Raw genomic sequence first — 15,903 nt, 5'->3', positions numbered from 1 at the left:
ATGCGCCAGATCTTCAGCAGCCAGCGCGTGGAAACCGTCGAAGGCGTAGCCGACCTGCTGCGCGAGCACGGCATCGACGTCAAGGTGACCAACGGGCGCTCGTACAAGACCCGCCGCCGCGGTCAGTTCAGCTATACCGACCTGGGCAACGCCAACGCCTACCCGGCAGTCTGGATCGTGCGCGCCGACGATCAGCCGCGCGCACGCGAAATCCTGCGCGAGGCCCGCCTGCTCGACACCACCCGCCGCGACCACCCAACCGCCGAGTTCGCCTTCCGCGACACCGCCGAAACGAGCGGCAGCGGCCGCGGCTGGGCCTGGCGCATCCGCATCGCCCTGCTGGTGGTGATCGCCGGCGTGGCGCTGGTGATCGGCCTGCGCCATCGCGGCGCCCCGGCACCTGCCGCACCGGCTCCTGCCGCGCAGGCCCAGCCGCAGCAGGCGCAACCGGCCCCTCAGGCCGCGCCGGAAGAGGAAGAAATCCGGGTCCGTATCCAGCCCTCCAAGTAAGAGGCGGTAGCGCCGGGCCATGCCCGGCGAGCACAGCGGCCTGGCAGCAGGGTCGCGACTTCACCGTAACCCGTCAGGATTGGAGCCCCCTTGTTGTTCAAGGGGGTGCGCCAACGGCGCGGGGATGAGGTGGAATGCGCGGACCGCAGATGCATCAGCATCTGCGGTCACATTGGGCGCGCAGCTCCGTCATGGGACACAATCCCAGCAGGAGAGCCGCCGCCATGACGACGTTCGCCGCATCGATCGACCAGACCCTGGAACGCGAACTGCCCGCTGCCGCCAGCGGTTGCCAGCACGCCTACGGCCGCATCGTGCTGGCCTGCCAGAACACGGTCACCGCCATCGCGCTGGCCATCACCCGCGACCGCCAGGCCAGCGAGGACATTGCCCAGGAAGCCTTTGTGAAGGGCTGGCAGCAGCTGCACCAGCTGCGCAGCGCGACCAGCTTCCTGCCGTGGCTGCGGCAGATCACCCGCAACCTGGCCCGCGACTGGCTGCGCGCCCAGCGTGGCCGTCCACTGACCGGCGAGGCGGCCGAGGTGGCGATGGGGATGGCCGCAGATCCGTCGCCGGGCGCCGCCGATCGCCTGCAGCGGGTGGAGGAAGAAATCGCCGCCGAGGACATCATCTCCACCCTACCCGCCGACAGCCGCGAAGTGCTGTTGCTGTACTACCGCGAAGGCCAGCGCTCGCAGCAAGTGGCCGACCTGCTCGGTCTCAGCGACGCGGCGGTGCGCAAGCGCCTGTCGCGCGCCCGCACCCTGGTGCGCGACGGCCTGCTGCAGCGCTTCGGTGAGTTCGCACGCAGCAGCGCGCCGAGCGCTGCATTCGCCACCGCCGTGGTGTCGATGGTCCTGGTGGCCGCACCCGGCACCGCCAGTGCCGCGATCCTGCTCAGCACCGGCGTCGGCGTGGGCGGCAGCAAGCTGGGCCTGGGCGGCGTCAGTGCCGCAGGCGGCGCAGCCATGGGTTCACTGACGGCCGCCGCCAGCCAGCTGCACCTGATACCCGCCAGCAACTGGGCCGCCGTTGCCGGGGGCGTCGTCGGTGGCATCATCGGCAGCTATCTGGGGGGCCGCTTCCTGCTGCGCTTCGCAGACACCCCGCAGGAACGGGCGGCCGTGCGACGGTTCGTGCACCTCAATACGTTCACTGCGATGGTCGTCTGCACCAGCCTGTTGGTTTCGCTGATGCTGCAGGTGCCGCTGTGGCTGCAACTTGCCATTCTCGTCATCGGCCTGGGTACGGTGAACTACCAGTGTCTGGTGCCGCTGCAGCGCGTGATGGCCCCCATGATCGCGCGTGATTCGGCGCGGCGCGGCCGCAGCGGAACCAACTGGCAATACGAATCCGTCTACGGGCGCACCGGCATCATCGGCGCGAACGTCTTCGTGATCGCCCTGGTGGTGTATGCATTGATGCGCAGCGGAAACGTATAACGGACAACGCCGGCAGTCTGCCGGCGTTGTCGTCATTCACTGCGTCGACCCTCAGCGCTGCGGCGCCGGTGCGCCACCGTCGCGCGGACCGCCATGGCGCGGGCCACCGTGCATCGGGCCCTTGGCGGCGTCGAACTCGGCCTTGCTCAGCTGGCCGTCCTTGTTGGTGTCGGCGGCAGCGAACCAGGCATCACGATGCTGCTTCATGCGCAGCTCGCGGTCGGTCTTGTCCAGATAGCCGTCCTTGTTCAGATCAAGCTGGTCGAAGCGCGCGGCCAGGCGCGGATCGGCCTTGGCTTCCTCGCGGCTGATGCGGCCGTCCTTGTTGACGTCCAGCTTGGCCCAGCGCTCACCGCCGTGGCCACGGCGACCATGCTTCCAGCGCGGCAGCTCATCGCGCGAGAGCTTGCCGTCCTTGTTCTTGTCCAGCTCGTCGAACTTCGCGGCCAGGCGCGGGTTGGCAGCGGCTTCGCCGCGGTCGATGACGCCGTCGCCGTTGGTGTCCAGTTTGGCCGGACGCTGCGCGGGCGTAGCCGGGGTGTCGGCAGCGAGCGCGATACCGGAAGCGGAGGTGCCGAGCAGCAGGGCCAGCAGCAGGGGGGTACGGATCATGAGGTCACTCCTGGGGATGGGAACAGCGTCGGGGTGATCACTTCACCCTCGGGGACAACAACGCCCGGGCGCGACATCGGTTGACGCCGCTGCCGGTGCCATTCATCCGGCGGACAGTCGCCGCCACTGCGACAACCTGGGGCTATGCTGTGCCCATGGCGATGCATGGCGACAGAGACGACGAACTGCGACTTTTCCAGACCGGCGAGCACCCCTGCGGGTACTGGTCGGACCGGGTGGCACGCGACCTGGTGCTGGACCCGAACGACCGCCGCCTCGGTGCGCTCTATCCGCTGGCACTGAGCTGGGGCTTCCGCCGCAGCGGCGATCTGGTCTACCGGCCCCATTGCGCGCACTGCCAGGCCTGCGTGGCGGTGCGGATCCCGGTGGCGCGCTTCGCTCCGGACCGCAGCCAGCGCCGCTGCGCCGCCCGCAATGCCGACCTGGAGGTACGGATCACCGCCGCCACCGCCCGCGACGACCTGTTCGCGCTGTATCACCGCTACCTCACCCACCGCCACGCCAATGGCGGCATGGACGACCACGGCCCGCACGAATTCGAGCAGTTCCTGATCGGCAGCTGGTCGCACACCCGTTTCATGGAAATGCGCCTGCCCGGCCACGACGGCCAGCCCAGCCAACTGCTGGGGGTGGCAGTGACCGACGTCACCGAGCACGGCCTGTCGGCGGTCTACACGTTCTTCGACCCGGACCACGCCGCGCGCGGGCTGGGCACCTTCGCGATCCTGCAGCAGATTGAATGGGCGCGCCGCGAGGGCCTGCCACACGTGTACCTGGGCTACTGGATCCGCGGCCACCAGAAGATGGACTACAAGCGCCGCTTCCATCCGCTGGAGGCGTACGACGGCCGCCGCTGGCACGATTTCGACAACGAACTGGACGGGCGCTGACAAACCGCTGACACCAGGCCAGGTGCACAATACGGCCCATGAACATGACCCGCCGCCATCCCCTGATCCTCGCCCTGGCCCTGCTCTGCGGCGCCACCGCCCCTGCCTTCGCCACGTCCCCCGCGATGACCGAAAAGCCGTCCACTGCGCTGCGCCTGGCTACCTACAACACCTCGCTGTACTCCGACGACGCCGGTGGCCTGATCAAGGAACTGGAAGGCGACAGCGAGCACGCACGCAAGATCGCCGCGGTACTGCAGCAGGTGCGCCCGGATCTGGTGCTGCTGAACGAATTCGATTTCGACGACGCCCATCGCGCCGCCGACCTGTTCCAGAAGCGCTACCTGGAAGTCGCCCAGCCCGGCGGCGGCAAGCCGCTGCACTTCGCCTACCGCTATCTGGCCCCGGTCAATACCGGCGTGCCCAGTGGCCTGGACCTGGACAACAACGGCGTGGTCGGCGGCGAAGGCCGCAGCCGCGGCAACGATGCGTGGGGCTACGGCCTGCACCCGGGCCAGTACGGCATGCTGGTGCTGTCGCGTTACCCGATCGATGAAGCCAAGGTACGCAGCTTCCAGCTGCTGAAATGGAGTGCGATGCCGGGTGCCATCCGCCCGGTCGATCCGCGTACCGGCCAGAGCTTCTACAACGACCAGGTGTGGTCGCAGCTGCGCCTGTCGTCGAAGTCGCATTGGGACGTGCCGGTGAAGACCCCGGCCGGCGTGGTGCATGCGCTGGTCTCGCACCCGACCCCGCCGGTGTTCGACGGTCCGGAGAAGCGCAACGCGGCGCGCAACCACGACGAGCTGCGCCTGTGGCAGGAGTACCTTTCCAAGGGTGACAAGCCGTGGCTGTGTGACGACAAGGGCCAGTGCGGTGGCCTGGCGCAGGACGCACGCTTCGTGATCCTGGGCGACCTCAACAACGACCCGGTCGACGGCGATGGCCGCCATGAGGCGATCGTCGAGCTGATCGAGAACGCCCGCGTGCTGCGCTACCCCACCCCGCGCAGCGTCGGCGGTGAGCAGACCAGCCTGGCCTATGCGGCCAAGGGCATCGAGCGCAAGGGCGCACCGTTCCACGCCACCGGCGACTTCGGCCCGAAGTCCGGCACCATGCGCCTGGACTACGTACTGCCCTCGACCGGTTTCGAGTACATCGGCAGCGGCATCTTCTGGCCGGCCAATGAAAGCCCGGAGGCGAAGATCGCCGACGGCAGCGACCACCACCTGGTGTGGGTGGATGTGAAGCCGTAAGGCAGATTGCGCTGTAGAGCCGAGCCCACGCTCGGCTCTCGCGCGCGGCACGGATTGAAAAGCAGCCGAGCGTAGCGTGGGCCCGGCTCTACAGGAAACTTACGCAGCGCAGGGAAAGCCGCCGGGCATGGCCCGGCGCTACCGCTTTACGGGCGCAGTTCGACGCCGATGGCGTCGGCGGCATCACGCGCGATGGCGCGTGCTTCGTCGATCGTTTCAGCGCGCGCCAGGGTCACGCCCACGCGGCGATGGCCGTGCACGCTCGGCTTGCCGAACAGGCGCACGGCGGTGTCCGGCACCTGCAGGGCGGCGGCGACGTTGTTGAAGTACGGCACGCCCTCGCCGTGCGCCAGCAGCGCGCACGAGGCCGACGGGCCGCTCTGGCGGATCACCGGAATCGGCAGGCCGAGGATGGCGCGCGCGTGCAGCGCGAACTCGCTCAGCTCCTGCGATACCAGCGTCACCAGGCCGGTGTCGTGCGGGCGCGGCGACACTTCGCTGAACCACACCTCATCACCCTTCACGAACAGCTCGACACCGAACAGGCCCCAGCCACCGAGGTCGTCGGTGATCGCGCGCGAGATCTCTTCCGCGCGCGCCAGTGCCGCGCTCGACATCGGCTGCGGCTGCCAGCTTTCGCGATAGTCGCCGTCCTTCTGCAGGTGGCCGATCGGTGCGCAGAACGAGGTGCCGCCGGCGTGGCGCACGGTCAGCAGGGTGATCTCATAATCAAAATCGATGAAACCTTCGACGATGCAGCGGCCAGCACCGGCACGGCCACCGGTCTGCGCGTACTCCCAGGCCGGGGCGATGTCCGCCTCGCTGCGCAGGGTGCTCTGGCCCTTGCCCGAGGACGACATCACCGGCTTGACCACGCACGGCAGGCCGATGGCGGCCACGGCAGCACGGTACTCGGCCTCGGTATCGACGAAGCGGTACGGCGAGGTCGGCAGGCCCAGGGTTTCGGCGGCCAGGCGGCGGATGCCTTCGCGGTCCATGGTCAGGCGTGCAGCACGCGCGGTCGGGATCACCCGCAGGCCCTGCTCCTGTTCCAGCTGGACCAGGGTCTCGGTGTGGATGGCCTCGATCTCCGGCACTACCAGGTGCGGCTGCTCCTGGGCGATCAGCGCGCGCAGGGCCATCGCGTCCAGCATGTCGATCACGTGCGAGCGGTGTGCGACCTGCATCGCCGGCGCGTCGGCGTAACGGTCGGCGGCGATCACCTCCACACCCAGCCGCTGCAGCTCGATGGCCACCTCCTTGCCGAGTTCGCCCGAGCCCAGCAGCAGCACGCGGGTGGCGGAGGGGGACAACGGAGTTCCAAGCTTGGCCATGGCAGTTCCAGCAGCGATGTGAAGGCGGGTGGGCATTCTAGCTGGCCGGGCACCCGGGCCATGGCATCCGACGAACGGTAGTCGACAAGTGATATCACTTTGATATCTTCACTTCGAACCCTCAAGGACGTACCGCCATGAAAGAGAAGTCGCTTGCCTCCCTCAACGGCCTCGGCACCCTGGCCGGATCCCTGCTGGCTGCGCTGGCCGGCGGCGCGCTGTTCGTGCTGGGGGTGGCGGCCAAGGCCAGCACCGGCTCGCCCAACCTGCTGCTGATGCTGGCCGGCGTGCTGGTGGTCGCTGCCGCGGTCTTCATCCTGGCCGGCCTGTACACCATCCAGCCCAACCAGGCGGCCGTGCTGAGCCTGTTCGGCAAGTACGTCGGCACCGTCAAGGACAACGGCCTGCGCTGGAACAACCCCTTCTACGCCAAGCGCCGGGTCAGCCAGCGCGTGCGCAACTTCGAGAGCGGCAAGCTGAAGGTCAACGAGCTGGACGGCAGCCCGATCGAGATCGCCGCAGTGATCGTCTGGCAGGTGGTCGACGCCTCCGAAGCGGTCTACAACGTGGACGACTACGAGAGCTTCGTGCACATCCAGTCCGAATCCGCGCTGCGTGCGATGGCCACCAGCTATCCCTACGACCAGCACGAGGACGGCCAGCTGGCCCTGCGAAGCCACGCCAGCGAGATCTCCCAGCACCTGAAGAACGAGCTGGCCGAGCGCCTGGCCGATGCGGGTGTGCAGGTGATCGACGCGCGCATCAGCCACCTGGCCTACGCCGCTGAAATTGCCCAGGCCATGCTGCAGCGCCAGCAGGCCAACGCCGTGATCGCCGCACGCACGCGCATCGTGGCCGGTGCAGTGGGCATGGTCGAGATGGCCCTGGCCGAACTGCAGAAGAACGGCGTGGTTGAACTGGACGAGGAGCGCAAGGCGCACATGGTCAGCAACCTGCTGACCGTGCTGTGCTCGGACCGCGGCACCCAGCCGATCGTCAATGCCGGCTCGCTGTATTGAGCCACACTCGCAACGGGGCGCCCCACCGCCCCGCCAGGAGCCCCCATGAGTGAGAAGAAAGCCTATCCGCTGCGCATCAACGCCGAGGTCCTGGCCGCGGCGCAGCGCTGGGCCGACGACGAGCTGCGCAGCCTCAACGCGCAGATCGAATACGTGCTGCGCGACGCCCTGCGCAGGGCAGGACGCCTGCCGAAACCCACGCCATCGCCGGAGGACAAGGAATGAGCACGCGCTGGAGTTACCAGACCATCGAAGTGAAGACCACGATGATGGGCACCCTGAAGGCCGAGGACATCCAGAGTGAACTGACCCGCCAGGGCCAGCTTGGCTGGGAACTGGTCAACGTCATCATCCCGGCCCCGATGCGCCCGGCGATGCTGGTGTTCAAGAAGGAGGCCTGAACCATGGGCGGCAGCGACCCCAAACCCTTTGACGTGGCCGAGAGCTCGCCGCTGCGCGTGCTCTGGATCGTGTTGCCGCTGCTGGCTGCCTTCGTGGTCTGCCTGTACGCACAGCTGTACAAGGCACCGGCAGGCGCCCCCTGGATCGAAGTGACGCTGTCGCCGCCCTGGTTCCGGATGGGCGGCAGTGCGGCATGGAGCCTGATCGTCATCGCTGTACTCGCTGTCGGGCTGGGAGCCGCATTCTTCCGCCGCCGCGTGGCGCTGGCCGGCAACCTGCTGGACGTGCGCTCGACGATGTATCGGCGGCGCGTGCCGGTGGCGCAGCTGCGGCTGGACCAGGCCGAGGTGGTCGACCTGCAGCGTGACCGCCGCTACGGCATCCGTGTCAAAACCAATGGCTATTCAATGCCGGGCTTCTACTCGGGCCACTTCCGCCTGCAGGGCGGCGGCAAGGGCTTCGCCCTGGTCACCGACCGTGCGCGCGTCCTCGCCCTGCCGGTCAGTGATGGCAGCACGCTGCTGCTCAGCGTGGACCGGCCGCAGGCCCTACTCGATGCACTGCGCAAGGTGGCCGCGTCGGCGCCACGGCAGTAAGCTGCGGCGATGCAACGACGCGCCCCCCTGCTGATCAATACCGAGGCCATCGAGCTGTGGCCCGCCCACCTGCTGCGTGCACGCAGCAACCTGGATGCACGCCTGCTGTCGCAGGCGCACTGGGTGCTGCGGCGCAAGCGCGATGGCCGCTACCTGGCGGCGGTACTGGCGCAGGGTGTGCACGCCATGGTGCCGCGCCTGCCACGCGAGCCCGGGGTCGAGGAAGCACTGGCGCTGCTGGATGCCGCGGCAGCGCGGCCCTTCGCCGCCGGGCTGGAAGAACAATGGCTGCCGCTGGCCGGGTTGCAGCAGCGCCTGCAGCAGCTTGGCCTGGATGCACAGCGCTACGCAGACGGCAGCGGCTTGCCGCTGGAATCCGAACCGTGCCTGCTGCACTTCGCCGGTCGCGACCGCTTCGCCCGCCCATTGTGGCTGCGCCGTGGCGCCGCGCAGGGCTGGCGGCGGATGCAACTGCACGCGGCACAGGACGGAATTGCGCTGGACGCGATCTCCGGCTTCCGCAGCCATGCCTACCAGCTGGGCATCTTCGAACGGAAGCTGGCGCGCGGCTTGAGCGTGGCAGAGATCCTGAAGGTGAATGCCGCACCGGGGTTCAGCGAACACCACAGCGGCCACGCGCTGGACATCGGCACGCCGGGCGACGCGCCGGCCGAAGAATCGTTCGAAGCCACCGACGCGTTCGCGTGGCTGCAGGCCCATGCCGGTGAGCACGGCTTCCATCTGAGCTACCCCCGCGACAACCCGCACGGAATCGTCTACGAACCGTGGCACTGGTGCTGGAAGCCGGCCAACGGCTGAGCCCCTCGTGGCGAAAGCCTGGGGCAATCAGTGCATGGCCGCAGGATGGAACAAGAGAGCAAAGACAAAAGCGGGTCGCTTCGCTCGAAGCCGAGCATGGCTCGGCTCTACAGAAGCTGACGGCGCAGCGGTGTCGTGCTTGGCCGATCTCCGCTGCCGTCACCGCCTCAACGCATTGATCCCCAGCAACACCCATCCGGCCATCATGCTGGTGCCGCCAATCGGTGCCATCCGCGTCGGCCACTGCCACAACGCGCCGCCCACCAGGCTGCCGGAAAACAGCAGCACTCCCAGCAGCAGCACGTACAGCGCCAGGTGCGCGATCGCTCCCTGCGCGCGCGGTCCGAGCGCCACCAGTACCGCACCATGCGCGAACGCATACAGCGCCGCCATGTTCAGATGCTGCTGCGCCAGCGGGTCGGCCACACCGTGCGAGGCGTAGGCCGACAGGCTGATCGAGGCGGCGGCCAGCAGCGCACCCAGGCAGGCCAGCAGCGAAGGCTTACGTGCGCGACGTTCGAGATTGAACATGTGGGCTCCTTGCGCAGCGCCCTTGCCGGGCGCCAGATGAAAAAAAACGCGCCGCAATGAGCGGCGCGTTTTCGTGTCCAACACTACATGGGTCAGCCGAAGCTTACTTGACGGCCCAGTAGATGTCGTAGGTACCTTCCGGGGTGAACGACTTGTCGATGCCGTCCTTCCAGGTTTCGTACGGACGGTCGATCACTTCGTTGCCGGAAGTCACGGCCCAGGCACGCAGACCGTTGCGGGCCACGTCCAGACCCGCCATGTGGCCGGTGTAGGCGGCATGCGCCGAACGGTGCGGAGCCACATGCACGTACTTGACCGGAGCGCCACCGTCGATCTTGACGGTCAGCTCTTCAGCGGTGGCACCTTCAGCACCCTTCTTCTTCACCGGCTGGGCGATGTCGAAGGCGTACTTTTCCTGACCGAAGTCGGTGGTGATGATGCGGAACGGACCGGCGGCTTCAAGGCCATTGGCCTCCATCACGCGCTTGATCCACTCCTGGTTGTCCTTGATGGACTTGGTGATCGTGTCCTGACCACGGTCCACGTTACCGGCGTTGACGACCAGCAGGTCTTCAGCCGGCACATCGACGATGCCCAGATCGGTCAGCGGGGCTTCCGGGGTGCGGTAGTCCACGTTCGGGACGGTGGCCAGCATGTTGGCCATGCGCGACAGACCCATCTTGATGTCGTCGCCGATCTGGCGGCTGACATACAGGCCTGCATAACGGCCGAACAGGTCAAAGCCGTACTTCACCGAATAGTCCTGGGTGATCTTGACGTTGCGGCCACCCTTGCCGGTCGGCTCCAGCGTGAAGGTGGTGATCTTGTCGTGACCCTTGGTGGCGTCATCGATGGCGATCGCAACGCGCTTGTTCTCTTCGGCTTCGGTAATCTTCCAGGAACCGGTGCCCAGGTCCTTGGAGGTGAAGTCGAGAGTGGCACCGACGCCGGAGGCCGGGCCGGACAGCTTCAGTTCAACGGCGGGATCGCGCAGTACCAGCGGGTTCCAGTCCTTGAAGCGGCGCAGGCTGCTGACCGTGTCGTACACGATCGTCATCTTGCGGTTGGTCTCGATGCTTTCGGTGATGTGACGCTCGCCCGGCAGACATACGCCAATGATGACGAACAGGCCAGCCACGATCCCCAAGGCGATCAGGAACTCGATAATACGGGTCATTCAGAGAGTCTCCGGGGCCGATCCCACGGCCGGGTTGATTGAAGCGAAGCGCCAATCCTAGCAGGCTTCGCGGGCATTGTTTATCGGGATTGGCGCACCGGTTTCCCTGCCGGCTGCGTATTTGTATGGACAAAGAATTCGAAGGGTACCGCATACCGATACCCGTGAAGTAGGGGGCAACCCCACCCGAGGGCCATGCCTGGGCCTCAAGTCATTGTCCTGAAAAGGTTTTCCTCAGACCAGCTGAAGCTCGAACGCCTTCAGTACGGCACGCGTACGGTCGCGCACGCCCAGCTTGGACAGGATGTTGGACACGTGGTTCTTGATGGTGCCTTCGGCCACACCCAGCGAATTGGCGATCTCCTTGTTGGAGAAGCCACTGGCCATCAGGCGCAGGATCTCGGTCTCGCGGTCGGTCAACGGGTCCGGCCGGTCCAGGCTGACGAACTCGTTGCGCATATGCTCCAGGCCGGACAGCAGGCGCTGGGTCACGGCCGGCTGCACCAGCGAACCGCCTTCGGCCACGGTGCGGATGGCACCGACCAGCTGCGCCAGGGTCACGTCCTTGAGCAGGTAGCCCTTGGCACCGGCCTTGAGCCCGGCCAGCACCAGCTGGTCGTCGTCGAAGGTGGTGAGGATGATGGTCGGCGGCAGCTGCTCCTGGCGCGACAGCACCTGCAGCGCCTCCAGCCCGGACATCACCGGCATGCGCATGTCCATCAGCACCACGTCGGGACGCACCTGCGGTATCAGCTCGACCGCCTGCCGGCCATCGCCGGCCTCGGCCACCACCTCGATACCGTCGTCGAGCGCCAGCAGGGAGCGGATTCCCTGCCGCACCAGGGTTTGGTCGTCGACCAGGCAGACGCGAATCATCAACGCACTCCTTCAGGAACCTTGGTAAGGGTGGCCACCAGCACCGTTGCCGGCACCGTCGCCCGCAACCGGAAGCCTTCACCGGGGCGGGTTTCGACCTGCAGCTGGCCACCACATTGTTGCAGGCGCTCGCGCATGCCGCGCAAGCCATTGCCCACATTGACCATATCCGCGCCGACACCGTCGTCGCGGGCCTCCACCACCACCCGGTCGGGGGCTTCACGGTACACCTTGATCCACAGGTGGCGGGCGCCGGCGTGGCGCACCGCGTTGGTGATGATCTCCTGGGTGCAGCGCAGCAGCACGTGGGCCCTCTGCGGGTCCTCCACGTTCAGCGGATCCTCGATGTCCAGCTGGATGTCCAGCGAAGGCACATTCTCGGTCAGCGGGCGCAGTGCCGCGGCCAGATCGATGGCGCCGGTCTCACGCAGCTGGCTGACCACCTCGCGCACGTTGCCCAGCAACAGCTTGGCCAGGGCGTGCGAGCGCTTCACATGGTCCAGCGCCTGGCCCTCGGCCAGGTGGCCGGCCACTTCCAGGTTCAGGGTCAGCGCAGTCAGCTGATGCCCCAGAAGATCGTGCAGCTCACGCGAAATGCGGGTTCGCTCATTGACCCGGGCGCTTTCGGCCAGCAGGGCGCGGGTGGCGCGCAGCTCCGAATTGAGCCTTCGCTGCTCGTCGCGGGCCTGGGTCTGCTGTCGCGCGACAAGGCTGGTCACGAAGATGAACATGGAAAAGCCGCCATACAGCAGCGATTGCATCACGGCTTCGAACAGCGGGAAGTGCAGCAGCATGTAATAGACCGGGGCCACCGCCAGCTGGCTGACCAGCAGCCACAGCACGCACAGGCGCGCCGACAGCATCCACGGAATGACGCCGGCAGCCACCATCATCAGGATGCTGCCAAGGCCGGAACCACTGAGGTAGCTGACGCCCAGCGCCGAAACCGTCAGCAGCAGCAGCAGGCCGCGGTCCAGCCAGGTGGTGTGACTGTCGCTGTCGCTGCGCAGGAGGCGGGTCAGCCAGTAGTACGCGGCGCCGAAGGACAGGTAGGCGACGAACAGCAGGATCGCCCAGCTGCCCATATCGCTGCGGCTGTGCAGGTTCTCGAACTGCGAGTACGCCAGTGGCAGGCCGACCATGACCCAGGTAAACAGGCCGGCCAGACGGAGGACGCGGGTATGGCTGAGGACTCCCAACATGCCAGCACTCTACGGGCCCGGCCTGCGTCGCGCACTCCCACGGAAGTCATGCATCTGCGGCCCCCTGTTCATGCCGCAGCCCACCCCGGGCATGCAATAATCGTGCGCAGGGTCCAATTTGACGGACCAACCGCGTTACCCCACGGAGTCACAATGTCGATTGTCATCCGCGACGTGCGCGAGCACGAGCTCGATTCCGTCCTGGCTTTGAACAACAACGCTGGCCTGGCCATCCTTCCCCTGGATGCGGCCCGCCTGCGCCTGTTCTACGAAACCGCTGAGTATTTCCGCGTCGCCGAGCGCGACGGCAACCTGGCCGGTTTCCTGATCGGCTTCGGCAGCGACAGCCAGCACGACAGCAGCAACTTCGCCTGGTTCAAGCAACAGCTGGACACCCCGTTCTTCTATATCGACCGCATCGTGGTCGCCAGCCGCCGTCGTGGCGGTGGCGTCGGCCGTGCGTTCTATGCCGACGCGCAGAGCTTCGCCGAGCTGCGCTACCCGCAGATGACCTGCGAAGTCTTCCTCGACCATGGCGCCGATGCCGCCCTGCTCTTCCACGGCAGCTTCGGCTTCCGCGAGCTGGGCCAGAACACCATGCCGCAGGTCGATGTGCGCGCCAGCATGCTGGCCAAGGAACTGTGCAGCTACCCGTGGGTCCAGGAGACCTACGGCGGCAAGCTGCCGGATGTGGCATGGACACGTGCCCGGCAGCTGCCGGCACAGGCACAGCGGCCGACGGGGACCTGAGCGTGGCGGTGAATTTCGATTACGAACAGGCCGGTGAACTGAAGATCGGCCAGGTGGGCGTCGCCAACCTGCGCATCCGCACCCTTGATGTCGAGCGCCTTGTGCAGGAAATGCGTGAACGCGTCACCCGTGCGCCGAAACTGTTCGGCCGCGCGGCGGTGATCCTCGACTTCGGCGGCCTGAGCCAGGTGCCGGACGTGGCTACCGCGCAGGCGCTGGTCGATGGCCTGCGCAGTGCCGGCGTGCTGCCGGTGGCGTTGGCCTATGGCACCAGCGCGGTCGACCTGCTCTCGCAGCAGCTCGGGCTGCCCCTGCTGGCCAAATTCCGCGCCCAGTACGAGCGTGCCGAGGCCGAGCCGGCTCCGCCGCCGTCCGCGCCTGAACCGCGTCGCGCGGCCCGTGCCGAACCGAAGCCGGCGCCGGCCACGCCGGTGGCCAAGGTCGCCGACGCCGCCGCACCGCAACCCGGCCGCATGCAGCTGGGCAACGTGCGTTCGGGCCAGCAGCTGTACGCTGAGAACTGCGACCTGACCGTGATGGCCACCGTCGGTGCCGGCGCCGAAGTCATCGCCGACGGCAGCATCCATATCTACGGCACCCTGCGCGGCCGCGCGCTGGCAGGGGCCCAGGGCAACACCGCGGCACGCATTTTCTGCCGTGATTTCCATGCGGAACTGGTGGCCATTGCAGGCCACTATAAGGTACTGGACGATGTCCCGGACAACCTGCGCGGCAAAGCCGTGCAGGTGTGGCTGGAACAGGACCAGATCAAGATCGCTGCGCTGGACTGACGCAGCTCCAAACTCATGCAGAACCAGGAGAAGTCCTTTGGCTGAAATCATCGTAGTCACCTCCGGCAAGGGCGGCGTCGGCAAGACCACTTCCAGCGCGAGCCTGGCCTGCGGCCTGGCACGGCGCGGCAAGAAGGTGGCGGTGATCGACTTCGACGTCGGCCTGCGCAACCTCGACCTGATCATGGGCTGCGAACGCCGCGTGGTGTACGACTTCGTCAACGTCGTGCACGGCGAAGCGACCCTCAAGCAGGCCCTGATCAAGGACAAGCGCTTCGAGAACCTGTACGTGCTGGCCGCCTCGCAGACCCGCGACAAAGACGCACTGACCCAGGAAGGCGTGGGCAAGGTCCTGAAGGACCTGGCCGCCGACGGTTTCGATTACATCATCTGCGATTCCCCGGCCGGCATCGAGAAGGGCGCCTTCCTGGCGATGTACTTCGCCGACCGCGCCGTGGTGGTGGTAAACCCGGAAGTGTCGTCGGTGCGCGACTCGGACCGCATCATCGGCCTGCTCGATTCGAAGACCCACAAGGCCGAGTCCGGCCAGGACGTGCCGGCCTTCCTGCTGCTGACCCGCTACACCCCGCTGCGCGTGGAAAGTGGCGAGATGCTCAGCATCGCCGACGTCGAGGAAGTGCTCGGCCTGAAGGCGATTGGCGTGATCCCCGAGTCGGGTGACGTGCTCAACGCCTCCAACAAGGGCGAGCCGGTCATCCTGGATGTCGAGTCCGCTGCCGGCCAGGCCTACGACGACGCCGTCGCGCGCATCCTCGGCGAAGAACGCCCGATGCGCTTCACCAACGTCGAGAAGAAGGGCTTCTTCAGCAAGCTGTTCGGAGGGTAAGCATGGGCCTGTTTGATTTCCTCAAAGCGAAGAAGACCACCGCCGAAACCGCCAAGAACCGCCTGCAGATCATCATCGCGCAGGAACGCAGCAACCGTGGCGGCCCCGATTACCTGCCGCTGCTGCAGCGTGAGCTGCTGGAAGTGATCAAGAAGTACGTGAACATCGACGTCGATGCGGTGAAGGTCGACCTGGTGAAGGATGGCCAGCACGACGTGCTGGACATCTCCGTGGCGCTGCCTGAAGGCCCGGACAAACCCTGATCTCCTGCCCCGCCCGTGCCTGCATGGGCGGGGCTGCCCGAACCGCATGACCGATACGACAACCGCCGTGGACATCACCTGCGTGGGCGACATCGCCTTCGCCGATGCGCAGCGCCTGCTCGCCGCGCATGGCCTGCGGCTGCACCACGTCGCGGCCGGTGAAGCGATTCCCGGCAGCTACTGGGGCGAGCCCGAGGCCGGCATCATCGCCAGCAACGTATACGTGCGCGACGACACTCCCGTGCATTCGATGCTGCACGAAGCCTGCCACCTGATCGTGCTGCCGCCGGAGCGGCGTGCGCGGGTGCATACCGACGCCACCGACTCGGTGGCCGAGGAAGATGCCACCTGCTACCTGCAGATCGTGCTGGCCGGGCAGCTGCCGGGTGTTGGCACTGCGCGGCTGATGGCCGACATGGATGCCTGGGGGTATACGTATCGGCTGGGATCCACCAAGGCGTGGTTTGAACAGGACGCCGAGGATGCGCGGGCGTGGTTGATCGAACGCGGGTTGCTGCAGGCGGCGTAACCGCCATCCACGCATGGCGTGGATCTACTGTAGAGC

Annotated in this window: 20 protein-coding genes; 14 read left to right on the top strand and 6 right to left on the bottom strand. The window is 67.0% G+C overall.

What is annotated here, in order from left to right; all coding sequences use genetic code 11:
• Both G5A07_RS06325 and G5A07_RS06320 read left to right on the top strand, forming a co-directional pair.
• Positions 1-510: a pathogenicity-like protein gene (locus G5A07_RS06325; protein ID WP_043396735.1), complete on the top strand. Its 510-nt coding sequence runs from the start codon at positions 1-3 to the stop codon at positions 508-510.
• Between the two features lie 224 nt (positions 511-734).
• Positions 735-1,952, top strand: coding sequence for a sigma-70 family RNA polymerase sigma factor (locus tag G5A07_RS06320; protein WP_043396739.1), 1,218 nt, complete (start codon positions 735-737; stop codon positions 1,950-1,952).
• A gap of 51 nt (positions 1,953-2,003) precedes the next feature.
• Here G5A07_RS06320 and G5A07_RS06315 read toward each other — a convergent pair whose 3' ends face one another.
• Positions 2,004-2,564 carry an EF-hand domain-containing protein gene (locus G5A07_RS06315; RefSeq protein WP_191863036.1) on the bottom strand — a complete coding sequence of 187 codons (561 nt, stop codon included), beginning with the start codon at positions 2,562-2,564 and terminating at the stop codon, positions 2,004-2,006.
• Between the two features lie 155 nt (positions 2,565-2,719).
• Between G5A07_RS06315 and G5A07_RS06310 the strand changes: the two genes are divergently transcribed.
• Both G5A07_RS06310 and G5A07_RS06305 read left to right on the top strand, forming a co-directional pair.
• Positions 2,720-3,475: an arginyltransferase gene (locus G5A07_RS06310; RefSeq protein ID WP_010483343.1), complete on the top strand. Its 756-nt coding sequence runs from the start codon at positions 2,720-2,722 to the stop codon at positions 3,473-3,475.
• A 38-nt stretch (positions 3,476-3,513) separates the two neighbouring features.
• Complete coding sequence (locus G5A07_RS06305) at positions 3,514-4,731, top strand: endonuclease/exonuclease/phosphatase family protein (protein WP_053442671.1); 1,218 nt, start codon at positions 3,514-3,516, stop codon at positions 4,729-4,731.
• A 146-nt stretch (positions 4,732-4,877) separates the two neighbouring features.
• Here G5A07_RS06305 and purT read toward each other — a convergent pair whose 3' ends face one another.
• Positions 4,878-6,065, bottom strand: a complete 1,188-nt coding sequence (purT, locus tag G5A07_RS06300; RefSeq protein ID WP_049404703.1) for a formate-dependent phosphoribosylglycinamide formyltransferase — start codon at positions 6,063-6,065, stop codon at positions 4,878-4,880.
• 137 nt (positions 6,066-6,202) lie between these two features.
• Here purT and G5A07_RS06295 point away from each other — a divergent pair, with 137 nt between their 5' ends.
• From G5A07_RS06295 to G5A07_RS06275, 5 genes are read left to right on the top strand one after another with little or no spacing between them, the layout of a single operon-like run.
• The gene (locus G5A07_RS06295) at positions 6,203-7,084 is read left to right on the top strand and encodes an SPFH domain-containing protein (RefSeq protein WP_019659308.1); all 882 of its coding nucleotides are present in this window, start codon (positions 6,203-6,205) and stop codon (positions 7,082-7,084) included.
• Positions 7,085-7,129: 45 nt separating this feature from the next.
• Positions 7,130-7,309 (top strand): hypothetical protein, encoded by a 180-nt coding sequence (locus G5A07_RS06290; protein ID WP_010483358.1) that lies wholly within the window; start codon positions 7,130-7,132, stop codon positions 7,307-7,309.
• On the top strand, positions 7,306-7,485 hold the full coding sequence (locus tag G5A07_RS06285; RefSeq protein ID WP_010483360.1) for a DUF4177 domain-containing protein: 180 nt from the start codon (positions 7,306-7,308) through the stop codon (positions 7,483-7,485). The genes G5A07_RS06290 and G5A07_RS06285 overlap by 4 nt, the downstream gene beginning before the upstream one ends.
• Before the next feature lie 3 nt (positions 7,486-7,488).
• Entirely contained in the window at positions 7,489-8,082 is a 594-nt protein-coding gene (locus G5A07_RS06280) for a PH domain-containing protein (protein WP_191863035.1), read from the top strand.
• Positions 8,083-8,091: 9 nt separating this feature from the next.
• Entirely contained in the window at positions 8,092-8,901 is an 810-nt protein-coding gene (locus G5A07_RS06275; protein WP_010483364.1) for a M15 family metallopeptidase, read from the top strand.
• 159 nt (positions 8,902-9,060) lie between these two features.
• Here G5A07_RS06275 and G5A07_RS06270 read toward each other — a convergent pair whose 3' ends face one another.
• The 4 genes from G5A07_RS06270 to G5A07_RS06255 all read right to left on the bottom strand — a co-directional run bounded on the left by G5A07_RS06270 (position 9,061) and on the right by G5A07_RS06255 (position 12,687).
• Positions 9,061-9,432 carry a DUF423 domain-containing protein gene (locus G5A07_RS06270; RefSeq protein WP_191863034.1) on the bottom strand — a complete coding sequence of 124 codons (372 nt, stop codon included), beginning with the start codon at positions 9,430-9,432 and terminating at the stop codon, positions 9,061-9,063.
• Positions 9,433-9,535: 103 nt separating this feature from the next.
• On the bottom strand, positions 9,536-10,609 hold the full coding sequence (locus G5A07_RS06265) for an SRPBCC family protein (protein ID WP_021203110.1): 1,074 nt from the start codon (positions 10,607-10,609) through the stop codon (positions 9,536-9,538).
• Between the two features lie 234 nt (positions 10,610-10,843).
• The gene (locus tag G5A07_RS06260) at positions 10,844-11,485 is read right to left on the bottom strand and encodes a response regulator transcription factor (protein WP_005408537.1); all 642 of its coding nucleotides are present in this window, start codon (positions 11,483-11,485) and stop codon (positions 10,844-10,846) included.
• On the bottom strand, positions 11,485-12,687 hold the full coding sequence (locus tag G5A07_RS06255; RefSeq protein ID WP_010483369.1) for a sensor histidine kinase: 1,203 nt from the start codon (positions 12,685-12,687) through the stop codon (positions 11,485-11,487). The genes G5A07_RS06260 and G5A07_RS06255 overlap by 1 nt, the downstream gene beginning before the upstream one ends.
• 153 nt (positions 12,688-12,840) lie before the next feature.
• On the opposite strand from G5A07_RS06255, the gene G5A07_RS06250 reads away from it, so the two are divergent.
• Genes G5A07_RS06250 through G5A07_RS06230 form a run of 5 tightly spaced genes read left to right on the top strand, consistent with a single transcriptional unit; the run spans position 12,841 to position 15,867 of the window.
• Complete coding sequence (locus G5A07_RS06250; RefSeq protein WP_010483371.1) at positions 12,841-13,437, top strand: GNAT family N-acetyltransferase; 597 nt, start codon at positions 12,841-12,843, stop codon at positions 13,435-13,437.
• Complete coding sequence (gene minC / locus G5A07_RS06245; protein ID WP_049455603.1) at positions 13,383-14,228, top strand: septum site-determining protein MinC; 846 nt, start codon at positions 13,383-13,385, stop codon at positions 14,226-14,228. The genes G5A07_RS06250 and minC overlap by 55 nt, the downstream gene beginning before the upstream one ends.
• Before the next feature lie 37 nt (positions 14,229-14,265).
• Positions 14,266-15,075: a septum site-determining protein MinD gene (minD, locus tag G5A07_RS06240; RefSeq protein WP_010483375.1), complete on the top strand. Its 810-nt coding sequence runs from the start codon at positions 14,266-14,268 to the stop codon at positions 15,073-15,075.
• A gap of 2 nt (positions 15,076-15,077) precedes the next feature.
• Entirely contained in the window at positions 15,078-15,338 is a 261-nt protein-coding gene (gene minE / locus G5A07_RS06235) for a cell division topological specificity factor MinE (RefSeq protein WP_004148073.1), read from the top strand.
• A gap of 46 nt (positions 15,339-15,384) precedes the next feature.
• On the top strand, positions 15,385-15,867 hold the full coding sequence (locus G5A07_RS06230) for a hypothetical protein (protein ID WP_057502711.1): 483 nt from the start codon (positions 15,385-15,387) through the stop codon (positions 15,865-15,867).
• Positions 15,868-15,903 lie beyond the last annotated feature (36 nt).

It is taken from the genome of Stenotrophomonas sp. AS012628 (genome assembly GCF_010608305.1).
GTDB classification, from domain to species: Bacteria; Pseudomonadota; Gammaproteobacteria; order Xanthomonadales; family Xanthomonadaceae; genus Stenotrophomonas; species Stenotrophomonas geniculata.
This window is presented reverse-complemented; position numbering and strand designations above follow the sequence as displayed.

Coding starts and splice junctions, on each gene's coding strand:
- G5A07_RS06325 (WP_043396735.1), top strand. CDS start 1: ATGCGCCAGATCTTCAGCAGCCAGCGCGTGGAAACCGTCGAAGGCGTA.
- G5A07_RS06315 (WP_191863036.1), bottom strand. CDS start 2,564: ATGATCCGTACCCCCCTGCTGCTGGCCCTGCTGCTCGGCACCTCCGCT.
- G5A07_RS06265 (WP_021203110.1), bottom strand. CDS start 10,609: ATGACCCGTATTATCGAGTTCCTGATCGCCTTGGGGATCGTGGCTGGC.
- G5A07_RS06255 (WP_010483369.1), bottom strand. CDS start 12,687: ATGTTGGGAGTCCTCAGCCATACCCGCGTCCTCCGTCTGGCCGGCCTG.
- G5A07_RS06305 (WP_053442671.1), top strand. CDS start 3,514: ATGAACATGACCCGCCGCCATCCCCTGATCCTCGCCCTGGCCCTGCTC.
- G5A07_RS06250 (WP_010483371.1), top strand. CDS start 12,841: ATGTCGATTGTCATCCGCGACGTGCGCGAGCACGAGCTCGATTCCGTC.
- G5A07_RS06310 (WP_010483343.1), top strand. CDS start 2,720: ATGGCGATGCATGGCGACAGAGACGACGAACTGCGACTTTTCCAGACC.
- G5A07_RS06280 (WP_191863035.1), top strand. CDS start 7,489: ATGGGCGGCAGCGACCCCAAACCCTTTGACGTGGCCGAGAGCTCGCCG.
- G5A07_RS06320 (WP_043396739.1), top strand. CDS start 735: ATGACGACGTTCGCCGCATCGATCGACCAGACCCTGGAACGCGAACTG.
- G5A07_RS06270 (WP_191863034.1), bottom strand. CDS start 9,432: ATGTTCAATCTCGAACGTCGCGCACGTAAGCCTTCGCTGCTGGCCTGC.
- G5A07_RS06295 (WP_019659308.1), top strand. CDS start 6,203: ATGAAAGAGAAGTCGCTTGCCTCCCTCAACGGCCTCGGCACCCTGGCC.
- G5A07_RS06285 (WP_010483360.1), top strand. CDS start 7,306: ATGAGCACGCGCTGGAGTTACCAGACCATCGAAGTGAAGACCACGATG.
- minC (WP_049455603.1), top strand. CDS start 13,383: ATGGACACGTGCCCGGCAGCTGCCGGCACAGGCACAGCGGCCGACGGG.
- G5A07_RS06230 (WP_057502711.1), top strand. CDS start 15,385: ATGACCGATACGACAACCGCCGTGGACATCACCTGCGTGGGCGACATC.
- minE (WP_004148073.1), top strand. CDS start 15,078: ATGGGCCTGTTTGATTTCCTCAAAGCGAAGAAGACCACCGCCGAAACC.
- G5A07_RS06275 (WP_010483364.1), top strand. CDS start 8,092: ATGCAACGACGCGCCCCCCTGCTGATCAATACCGAGGCCATCGAGCTG.
- G5A07_RS06290 (WP_010483358.1), top strand. CDS start 7,130: ATGAGTGAGAAGAAAGCCTATCCGCTGCGCATCAACGCCGAGGTCCTG.
- G5A07_RS06260 (WP_005408537.1), bottom strand. CDS start 11,485: ATGATTCGCGTCTGCCTGGTCGACGACCAAACCCTGGTGCGGCAGGGA.
- purT (WP_049404703.1), bottom strand. CDS start 6,065: ATGGCCAAGCTTGGAACTCCGTTGTCCCCCTCCGCCACCCGCGTGCTG.